Annotated in this window: 8 protein-coding genes; 1 reads left to right on the top strand and 7 read right to left on the bottom strand. The window is 71.7% G+C overall.

Annotation, left to right across the window (positions count from 1 at the left end; all coding sequences use genetic code 11):
- A partial coding sequence (locus AR3_RS22285; protein ID WP_217998698.1) for a helix-turn-helix domain-containing protein occupies positions 1–532 on the bottom strand: 532 nt, incomplete at its 3' end.
- 372 nt (positions 533–904) lie between these two features.
- On the opposite strand from AR3_RS22285, the gene AR3_RS22280 reads away from it, so the two are divergent.
- A complete protein-coding gene (locus tag AR3_RS22280) occupies positions 905–1,366 on the top strand; it encodes an ATP-binding protein (RefSeq protein ID WP_067916494.1) in 462 nt (153 codons plus the stop codon).
- 731 nt (positions 1,367–2,097) lie between these two features.
- Here the strand turns inward: AR3_RS22280 and AR3_RS22275 are convergent.
- The 6 genes from AR3_RS22275 to AR3_RS22250 all read right to left on the bottom strand — a co-directional run bounded on the left by AR3_RS22275 (position 2,098) and on the right by AR3_RS22250 (position 7,746).
- Complete coding sequence (locus tag AR3_RS22275) at positions 2,098–2,715, bottom strand: SRPBCC family protein (protein WP_067916493.1); 618 nt, start codon at positions 2,713–2,715, stop codon at positions 2,098–2,100.
- Positions 2,715–3,065 (bottom strand): ArsR/SmtB family transcription factor, encoded by a 351-nt coding sequence (locus AR3_RS22270; protein WP_067916492.1) that lies wholly within the window; start codon positions 3,063–3,065, stop codon positions 2,715–2,717. The genes AR3_RS22275 and AR3_RS22270 overlap by 1 nt, the downstream gene beginning before the upstream one ends.
- Positions 3,066–3,618: 553 nt before the next feature.
- The gene (locus tag AR3_RS22265) at positions 3,619–4,341 is read right to left on the bottom strand and encodes a cupin domain-containing protein (protein ID WP_106258417.1); all 723 of its coding nucleotides are present in this window, start codon (positions 4,339–4,341) and stop codon (positions 3,619–3,621) included.
- Positions 4,335–5,213: a DUF6807 domain-containing protein gene (locus AR3_RS22260; RefSeq protein ID WP_067916491.1), complete on the bottom strand. Its 879-nt coding sequence runs from the start codon at positions 5,211–5,213 to the stop codon at positions 4,335–4,337. Before AR3_RS22260 ends, AR3_RS22265 begins: the two co-directional genes overlap by 7 nt.
- Complete coding sequence (locus tag AR3_RS22255) at positions 5,210–6,334, bottom strand: Gfo/Idh/MocA family protein (RefSeq protein ID WP_067916490.1); 1,125 nt, start codon at positions 6,332–6,334, stop codon at positions 5,210–5,212. Before AR3_RS22255 ends, AR3_RS22260 begins: the two co-directional genes overlap by 4 nt.
- Positions 6,331–7,746, bottom strand: a complete 1,416-nt coding sequence (locus AR3_RS22250) for a glycoside hydrolase family 30 protein (protein ID WP_227023045.1) — start codon at positions 7,744–7,746, stop codon at positions 6,331–6,333. Before AR3_RS22250 ends, AR3_RS22255 begins: the two co-directional genes overlap by 4 nt.
- Positions 7,747–7,752 lie beyond the last annotated feature (6 nt).

Genomic DNA, 7,752 nt, shown 5'->3' with positions numbered 1-7,752 from the left:
CCAGGCGGCGCATCGACTCGGCGCCCAGGGCGCCCGCTCCTAGGCCCAGATAGGTGAACAGTTGGAGTGCGACGCGGCGTCTCACATCGTTCTCCCCGAAGTCGGGAGTGGGACCGTGATCCACGGTACCCGCGGCATCCCGCTCCTGGGGAGGGCGCTTCACCCCGATGATCTTCTGGTCTCGGTTCTCCGGGAGCTTGAACCACAGCAGGTCGGGCGGAATACGGAGGGTTCTGGCCCAGGGGATGAGCCGATCGAGATCGGTGACGGGCGGGCCGCTTTCAATACGGCTGAGTTGCGTCTGCGTCATTCCCAGCCAGTGCCCGACGAGTTCTTGGGACAGCGGCTTGTGCCCGTGAAACGGGTGATGCCTGTAAGCGCGGATGGCGTGGCCGATGTGCCAGTCCTCCAGCGCCTTGCGGAGCGGCTCGGCCTGCCAGAAGTCCGGCGGCACCTCGGGCGGGGCGTGGAAACGGTCGCGGGCCCTGGCCTGGCAGGGCGCACACCGCCCGCCGGAGTTGTCGCGGGCCAATCGGCCGCCGCAAGCGCGACAAAAGCGGACAGGAGCTCGCCCGTTCACCTGCATCGACCACCCTTCGCACTCGATCCATTACACACAGTTTAAACATCTAGTCGAACCCGGTGTGGATCGCTTATACGAGATGCGCATAGCGATCAGACGCGTCGCCTAATGATCACTTCCAGGTCGGCTGGACCGTCGTCCCGACGCGATCACAGGCTTGTCCTCCCCGCCTCCCAGGAACACCGCAGCGGCGGCCGGCGGCTGCGGGGATGACCGGCCGCTCGGACAAGAAGGGCCGACATGGCGACGAGTGTCCCCCCGGACTCCCGGGTCAGATGTCAGCCCTGCGATCAACGATCCCGCGCGCAGGGAATGACACCGATGAGCATGTGGCCGCACCAAAGGCAAGTCACGCTGATCGCGCTGCCGAACGCGCCGTACTGGGCCCGGCGGCACACTGAGGCGATCTTGAATGAATGGCGGGTCCGCGCCGTGGCGGCCGATGCCGCGCTGGTCGTCACGGAACTGGTCACCAATGCCGTGAAGGCCACGGGCCTGCTGGACGCGGCGGCCTACCAGGACTACGCCCTCCGACCGCAGTCGGTGCCGTACGCCAAGCTCGTGGCGGCGGGCGTCGTCCGGCTGCGCCTGTCGCACTCCCCCGGCCGCCTGCTCGTCGAGGTGTGGGACCGGTGCGACGATCCCCCGGACGAGCAGCTCCCCGACTTCGTCTCCGAGGGCGGCCGAGGGCTGTTCATCGTCGGCGCCTACTGCGAGAAGTGGGGCTGGTACCCGGCGCAAGGCGGCGGGAAGGTCGTGTGGGCCGAGTTGGCGGCGCCATGAGGCGCCCCAGGGTCGGCCGGCCCGCCATGGCCCCTCGCGCCTGGCATGCGCGACGCCAGGCGCGGATGACGCAGGACGCGCCGGCGGACGACCGCCGCGTCGCAGTTGCCAGTCGCCATGTGGCGCGCGGGTACCCGGTCATGTCCAAGACGGTTGACGGGCGGGGGTGAGATGGGGCCGGGGGCCATCTTGGTGCTCTGGCACGATCCCCCGACGGTGCCGGTGAGCAGCGGAACCGCCAGGTCGGCAGGTGACGGCGTCGAAGTGCGTCGGTCCCGACGCCACCGGTCGCATGCGGTGCCCGGTCGGGGCGACGCCTTGCTCGATGGTGACGTCGAAGCAAGACGTCGCCCCGGCTGCCGGCGATCGGGCAGGGGGCCGTCACGCGAGGTCGAACCGCATCGCCGACCGGGTCGGACCGATCCGGACGCCGCGGGAACCGACCGGCTCGACGAAGGCGGTCGCCCTCGGTGAGCGCCGCGGACAGCAGGTCGTTCTCTTCTTCGGTGTCACGGCCGGTGCACGCGGGTGTGTGCCGCCGGTCGCTGTCGCCGCACCTGTGCTCCCGGCTCGCCGGTGTGGACCGGACGTGCTTGAGCAGGGCTTTCGGATCGGTTTCCCCGGGTCCCAAGCGGGTGACATCCGGTGCCTTGGGGGCGTAGCACAGGGAGACGCAGCACGTCACGGCCTCCTTCGCGCCGCCGGGACGACGCGGATGGTGCTTCCAGGGGTCACGACGGGTTCTCTTCGGGGGCGTAGAAGTTGGTGGTGTTGGCGACGGCGGTGGCGACCTCCTTGGGGTCGCCACCGGCGGCCTCGTAGGCGCGTCCCCATGCCTCGCTGCTCGCGATGATGCTGCGCCGTCCCTCGTCGGTCAGGTGGAAGGTGTTCTCGTCGGGCTTGGCCGCGCCCGTCAGGTGCAGGGCCAGGCCCAGAAGGGTGAGGTCCCAGCCGACGCCGACGGCGCCGGGCCCGTACGTGCCCCACATGTCCGGCGGCACGTCGGCCGTGTGGCGCAGCTCCAGCAGGGTGCCGTCGCCCTCGCTCGACAGGCGGACCTCGACCTCGGAGAAGCCGGGGTTCGGGCCGAACAGCCAGCTGACCTTGAGCAGGCGGGGCGGCTCGCACTGCAGGATCTCGCCGCCGGCGTTGCCCTGGAGCTGGTAGGTGCCTCCCTCGCGCAGGTCCCCGGTGACGGGCAGGAACCAGCGGCTCAGCCGCTCGGCGTTCGTGCAGGCGTCCCACACGTCCTCGACGTCCGCGTCGTAGCGGCGACGCATCGTGATGACCTTGCGCTCGCCGTTGAGCAGTTCGCGGTGTGCTCGGTTGATCTGGTCCACGAAGTCCATCAGGTGTCCTTTGTCTCGTCTGCCGTGCGGCGCTCGCGCTTGCCGCGGGCCAGTTCCGTGGCGAGGGCGTCCAGGCGTTGGCTCCAGAAGCCGCGGAAGCGCTCCAGCCAGTCGTCGATCTCCTGCAGCGGGCCCGGTTCGACGGAGTAGAGCCGCCGGGTGCCCTGGGCTCGTACCCTGGCGAACCCGTTGTCACGCAGCACCCGCAGGTGCTGGGACACGGCGGGCTGGGAGATCCCGAACTCGCGCTGGATCACGGCGGTGAGCTCGCCCGAACTGTGCTCACCGTCGGCCAGCAGTTCCAGGATCCGCCGCCGGACCGGATCGCCGAGGACGTCGAACGCGTGCACGCCGCGATAATTTCAGTCGCGACTTATATAAGTCAAGGCGGAAGCAAAACCCGGTGCGGAGCGCCTGACCTGGGAGGAGATGCGTGGCTGGGCCCTCGGTGCCCGTCTGGATCAGGTGCTCGGGCGAGCCATGCCGCGGTCGGAGCGCGGGCGTTCGAAGGTTTTCGGGGGCTGAGGCGGCGGAGGCACGGGCGGGCGCGGACACCTTGCCGCCGATGCCGCTTTCCCAGGTGACCTCGTCCTCGGTGTCCGACGGACTTGGCGTGCGTCGCCTTCCGGAGAGGGTGCGGAGGGGGGGCCGTGGTCGCCGGAAGGCGGGGCCGGATGGACCTTCCGGCGACCACGGGGCCTGGGGTGAAAGAAGGCTCAGGTCAGGTCATGCGCGGCCAAGCGCTCCTCCCCCGTGCGTTCGGCGGCCGCCGAGGCGGCCGAACGCCGGCGCCGCCGCGTCGAACCGGTCGGGCCTGAGCCGTGCGGGGGAAGATCGTGGCCGCCGGAAGGCGGGGCCGGACGGACCTTCCGGCGGCCACGGGGCGGGGGGCGAAAGCTTCGGTCACGTGAGGTCGTACACGTCCAGGCGACCGCACATGCCGAGACGGCGGTCGGCGGGGGCCGGGGCTTCGCGGTGGTGCAGTTCGGCGTCGCGCAGGTGCGTGATGTCCCCCTTGCGCAGGGCGGCCAAGTGCTCCCCTGTGCGTTCGGCGGCCGCGAGGGCGCCCGCGCGCCAGCGCCGCTCCCACTCGTCGAACCGGTCGGACTTGAGGCGCACGGCGGCGGCGTAGAAGTCGTCCATGGCGGACGCGTCCCCGGACTCGACGCGGCGGCGCAGGTCGAGGAAGCCCTCGATGGCCAGGTCGCGGCGGCGCCGGGCCGACTCCTCGTTCGCGGCGTGCACGTGGGCGCCGTCGGCGAGCGCGGCGGCCTTCTCGTAGGCGGACGGGTCGGCCAGCACGTCGGGCGGGAACGTGAACACCGCGTCGCCCGCCTCGGGCAGCCCGCTGTTCTGCATGACGACGACGATGCGCAGGTCGCCGTCGTTGACCGCGCGGTGGACGGTGCCGGGCGTGAACCACACGACGGTGCCGGGGGTCAGCGGCGTCTCGGCGAACCCCTTGCGGTTCAGTGTCTGGACGCGTCCGGCGCCGCCGACCACCACGTAGGCCTCGGCGCAGGTCAGGTGGACGTGCGGGGAGCCGCCGCACAGCCCGTCCGCCGTGGGCCAGTCGTAGACGCGCAGCCCGGACACTCCGACGCCGCCGGGGAAGGTGCTCACCATGTCTGTTCCTTCGCGTGCGCCTCGATGCGGTCGCGTTCCCAGGCAGTGTCGGCGACCACGACGCGGTGCGCCAGGTCCAGGGTGTCTCCCGGCTCGAGGACGAGCTCGTCGAAGAAGGCGAAGGACGGGTTGACGGCGGCGAACGGCTCGGACCGCACGAACCAGCGGGTGCGCGCGCCCGGCGGGTCGACGAACAGCAGCGTGGAGGCGCGGTCGACCTCGTCGTGCCGGCCGACGAAGGCCAGCCACGGGGCGGGCCGCCCCATCATCTCCTCGCCGCCTCGGCCGTCGGGCGCGATGATGTCGCCGCCGGTGAACGAGCGGGGGCCGCGCCAGAACAGCCCGGTGTACCCGGCCAGTTCCCGTCCGTTGGTGGTGGGGCTGCCGAAGACGAGGGGCTCGTCGCGGACGTTGCGCAGCGAGGTGGTGAAGGTCAGCGTCCACGCGCCGTCGGCCACGCCGTGGACGGTGAAGGCGCGGTTCTCGTCGATCCAGTGCTCGCCGGCCTGGGTGTGCCAGGTGAGGCGTTCGGCGACGAGCACGCGGCCGTCGCCGCAGGCGAGCTCGGTGAACTCTTCGTGCCGCATGGTGCCGACGTTGGGCAGGTCCACGTAGCCCTTGCCGCGGACGTAGGTGCCGCCGCCCCAGAAGTTCTCCCCCGACACGTGGGACGCGGTCATCTGGATGCCCTTGTGCCAGCGGTGGTCGTGGGGGCGGTACGCGGTGACCACGTCCCCGGCGAGGGTGCGCACCGGGTGCATGTAGGGCTTCGGACCTTCGAACGGGTCCATGTGCGGGGTGTGGACGTAGCGGAGGATTTCCACGTCCCCGGCGAGGACGCGGAGCGCGTCGGCTGTGTGCTCCAGTCTCACGACACCGCCTCCACTGCCCGGGTCGGGGGCGCCCAGCCCGGGGCGCCGCCGTGCAGGTGGTGGTAGAAGGGGTCGTCGGGGGTGAGTTCGGCGCGCGCGACGGGCCGTCCGGTGAACGCCGACTTGTAGATGCCGGTGACGAGTTCCAGCGCCTGCCGTCCGCCGCGGCCGCTGGTCGGCGGGCGTTCGCCGCGTTCGACGCAGTCGAGCAGCGCGCTGAGCTGCGCCAGGTGGGAGCTGGGGACTTCGGCTTGCGGGGCCGTCCACGCCGCGGCGGTCTCTTCGGACACGTGCGGGGCCGGGGTGTAGACCCAGTCGCCGTCGCCGTACCCGTACAGGTGGCGCAGTTCGACGGTGGCGTCGGTGAAGTCGAAGCGGAGGTAGCTCTCCTCGCGGGGCGACAGGACGCTGTTCAGCACGGTCGCCATGGCGCCCGATTCGAACCGCACCGTAGCCAGGGAGACGTCCTCGGTCTCGACGCGGCGGTCGAGGCGTCCGGCCATGGCGCGCACCTCCGCCCACTCGCCGAGCAGCGCCAGCATGAGGTCCATCTGGTGGACGCCGTGGCCGAGCGTGGGGCCGCCGCCCTCGGTGGCCCACCGGCCGCGCCACGGGACGTCGAAGTAGTCCTGGTCGCGGTACCAGGCGGTGACGCACTGGGCGACGAGGGGGCGGCCCAGCGCGCCGGCGTCGATGAGCCGGCCGAGCCGCCGCGCCCCCGACCCGAACCGGTGCTGGAAGACGACGGCCGCGTACGGGCCGTCCGCCCCCTCGGCCGCCGTGATCGTGTCGTATTCGGCCAGCGACAGGCACGGCGGCTTCTCGCACAGCACCCACGCGCCGGCGTTCAGGCAGGCGACGACCTGCGCGGCGTGCGCGGCGGGCGGGGTGCACACGTGCACCAGGTCGGGGCGGGCCTCCTCGAGCATCCGGTCCAGGTCGGTGTAGGCGGCGGGGATCTCGTGCTCGGCGCAGAACGCCTCCACGCGGGCGGCGTCGACGTCCATCGCCGCGACGACCTCGGCGCGGGCGCGTTCGGCGCGCAGCGCGGGCAGGTGGCAGATCCGCGCGATGCCGCCCGTCCCGACGATCGCGACCCTGGCCTTGCGGGCGCCGGTCATCGGATCACCACGGTGGTGAGGGACCGCGGGGCCAGGTCGACCGACAGGCGCTTGCCCTTGGCGGCGGCGACGTCGGCGCGGGCGAGCGAGCGCTCGGAGTCGGTGACGTAGGCGGCGGGGCGCCGTACGGCCTGGTCGAGGGCCAGGTCGGCGCGGGTGGCGGCGCCGGTGTTGAGGATCTCCACGACGCGCGAGCCGTCGGCGTTGCGGAACGCGGAGATCTTCACGTCCGGGTCGGCGGCGGTCGCCCGCACCCGGTGCGCGCCCGGGCGGATGAACCGGCTGTAGGCGGCCATCGCCCACAGCCGCTTGGACACCCGGTAGGAGTCGCCGGGGTCGGCGATCTGGATGAACGCGCGGGTCGCGCCGAGCGAGGCGCCGAGCCAGTAGAGGTAGCCGTTGGCGCTGCCGGTGGTCAGGGTGTGGTGGATGTCCTCGGCGATGGTCATGCCGTCAGAGCCGCTGCCGTCGTCCCAGTTCTCGTTCCAGGTGGCGCCGTCGGGGTTCCACTCCGACATCCAGGTGTGCTTGCGGGTGGGCTGCGGCTGGTCGGCGCTGCTGGAATAGCGGTGGCCGGTGTAGGTGGTGATGTACCGGCGCGCCTCGGGGTCGGCTTCGATGGCGCGGGTGTAGTCGAGCTGCCCCATCCACCCGGTGTGCTCGCAGCAGATGACGCCGAGCCCCGCCTTGCGGGCGACCGGGCCGAGGATCTTGGTGAACTCGACCGCCTGGGCGGGGGTGAAGAGCATGGACGCGTAGCTCGCCGTGTAGTCGGGCTCGTTGGTGAAGGCGAGGTCGCTGATGCGGATGCCTTCCTTCTTGTAGAACTCGGCGAACTTGACGAGGTACTTCGCGTACGCCTTGCGCCAGTCGCCGCTCTCGCAGTCCGTCCCGGACAGGCCGCACAGGTAGCCGCCGTTGGCGTCGTCGCCGTTGGTCTTCATGTAGGCGGGGGCGCTCCAGGCGTTGGCGTAGAACCGCGTCACGCCGTACTTCTTGGCCTCCTTGGCGAACCAGACCTGCCCGCCGTCGTCGCCGTCCCACACGTACTTGGGCGGCGCGTCCGGGCCTCCGGGGTCCTCGGGCTGGATCGACTTCATGTGGTCGTACACGTCGTCGGCGGAGGAGCCGATGCCCAGCCGGATGATGGACAGGCCCGCGCCCTTGTCCTTGCTGAGCAGCAGGTCCATCACCTCGCGGCCCTTCTCGGGCGACAGGCCGCGCGCGCCGCGGATCAGGGTGGCCCGCTGGAACGCGATGGAGATCCCGAACCCGTCGATCGGCTGCAACCGGTCCGAGAAGCGCACGCTGCCGCCGGTCGCGGCGGCCTGGGCCGGGACGGCGGTCACGGCGCCCAGGCAGGCGGCGGCCGTGAGCACGGTGGCGATCCGGCGCGGACGACCGATGGGCAAGCGCTT

The sequence above is a fragment of the Actinomadura rubrobrunea NBRC 15275 genome, from assembly GCF_001552235.1.
In the GTDB taxonomy this organism is placed as follows: domain Bacteria; phylum Actinomycetota; class Actinomycetes; order Streptosporangiales; family Streptosporangiaceae; genus Spirillospora; species Spirillospora viridilutea.
The sequence above is the reverse complement of the archived record's forward strand: the minus strand, read 5'-3'. Positions and strand labels throughout refer to the sequence as shown.